Source organism: Betaproteobacteria bacterium (genome assembly GCA_016791345.1).
Taxonomy (GTDB): domain Bacteria; phylum Pseudomonadota; class Gammaproteobacteria; order Burkholderiales; family JAEUMW01; genus JAEUMW01.
Genome location: JAEUMW010000305.1, coordinates 1 through 1,601, shown reverse-complemented (window position 1 = coordinate 1,601; position 1,601 = coordinate 1). Strand labels below are relative to the sequence as shown.

The following is a 1,601-nucleotide window of genomic DNA, read 5'->3' as shown; positions in this document are numbered from 1 at the left end:
GCATCATCGCCGGGTGCCTGTTGCGCGACGCGGCGCGCGCGGGCACTGCCTCAGGTATCCCGCAGCCGCGCAGAGAAGTCCGCGAGAGCGTCCACCAGCGCCGCGGCGAGCTGCGGATTGAAGACGAAGTGACCGGCGTGGTCGACCATTCTCAGCTCGGCGGCGCGCCAGCATGCCGCGAGTCGCGCCGCCGTCACCGGCGGACACACCATGTCCAGGCGGCCCTGCACGATGATCGCCGGCAGCGCCTGGATCGCCGCCATGTGCGTGAGAATCGACCGCTCCGCGAGGAAGCAGCGGTGCCGCAGATAATGGGTCTGCACGCGCACGCGGGCGAGCACCGCGGCATCGCTCAACACGCCCGACGCCGAACCCGGCCGCTCGCCGAGCGCCATCACCGCGGCTTCGTAATCGATCCATGCCTGCGCAGCACGCCGTGCCGTCTCCCCGGACGCTTCGATCAGGCTCACGCAGGCTTCCAGCGGATCGCCGGACGCATCGACATCGAGGGCGTGGGCAAAGGCGCTCCACGCCTCCGGGACGAAGCGGCGCAGTCCCTTGAGGAACCATTCCACCTCGGCGTCGGTGCCGAGAAAAACCCCGCGCAGCACGAGCCCCGCTACGGCTTCGGGATGCCGTTGCGCGTAGGCCAGGGCCAGCGTCGCCCCCCACGAACCGCCGAAGAGCAGCCAGCGCTCGATCTCCAGCCGGCGACGCAGTGCCTCCATGTCGGACACGAGATCCCAGGTCGTGTTGCTGCGGATCTCGCCCAGAGGCAGGGAGCGCCCGCAACCGCGCTGGTCGAAGAGGACGGCGCGGTAGAGCGCCGGATCGAAGAAGCGGCGGTGTGCGGGACTCGTGCTGCTGCCCGGACCGCCGTGGCAGAAGAGCACCGGGATGCCGCGCGGGTTGCCCGACTCTTCCCAGTACACGCGATGGCCGCCCGCCACCTCGAGCATCCCCGTAGCGAAGGGCTCGGTCGCCGGGAAGAGCGCCTCGGTCATTTGCTGAATTCCTCGCGTTCGAGTTCCGTGTACACGTGCTGGATGTTGAGCGGGTGCATGTCACCATACAGCGCCCAGCCGGCATAGTGCGGCAGATCCATCTTCGGGTCCTGCAGCAGGTCGATCACGCTCGTGCCCGCCTCGTACTGGCGCTGGGTCGTGGCGAGCAGTGCCGCGAGGTAGGCGCGGGTCTCTGCCATGCGCGCGGGGTCGGCGATCGGGCCACGCCCGGGCACGATGCGGCGGGCCGGGATCCGTTCGAGCCCGTCGAGCGCCGTGATCCAGCCGCGCACGTGCGCCTCGTGCGTGTACGGAACGCGGTCGAGATAGACGAGGTCACCGGTGAAGAGCACGCCGCTTTGCGGGTCGAACACGGCGAGATCGCCTTCGGTGTGACCCCAGCCGAAGTAGTAGAGCTCGATGCGACGGCCGCCCGCCTCGAACCAGCCGTTGCCCTCGACGCTGAGATTCGGGATCACGATCTCGGTCCCCGCCATCGCAGGTGCGCCGAGCACGCGCTCGACGTTCTCGAAGCAGATCTTGCAGCGGGCGCGCATGGCTTCGATGGTTTCGCGCCGCGCCAGGACCGGCGCGCCG

At 69.5% G+C, this 1,601-nt stretch carries 2 protein-coding genes; both read right to left on the bottom strand.

What is annotated here, in order from left to right:
* Positions 1 to 50 precede the first annotated feature (50 nt).
* Positions 51 to 1,004, bottom strand: a complete 954-nt coding sequence (pip, locus tag JNK68_12105; protein ID MBL8541097.1) for a prolyl aminopeptidase — start codon at positions 1,002 to 1,004, stop codon at positions 51 to 53.
* Positions 1,001 to 1,561, bottom strand: coding sequence for an MBL fold metallo-hydrolase (locus JNK68_12100; protein MBL8541096.1), 561 nt, complete (start codon positions 1,559 to 1,561; stop codon positions 1,001 to 1,003). The genes pip and JNK68_12100 overlap by 4 nt, the downstream gene beginning before the upstream one ends.
* Positions 1,562 to 1,601 lie beyond the last annotated feature (40 nt).

Bases quoted from the DNA above. Each gene is read 5' to 3' on its own strand.
- JNK68_12100 (MBL8541096.1), bottom strand. From the start codon at position 1,561: ATGCGCGCCCGCTGCAAGATCTGCTTCGAGAACGTCGAGCGCGTGCTC.
- pip (MBL8541097.1), bottom strand. From the start codon at position 1,004: ATGACCGAGGCGCTCTTCCCGGCGACCGAGCCCTTCGCTACGGGGATG.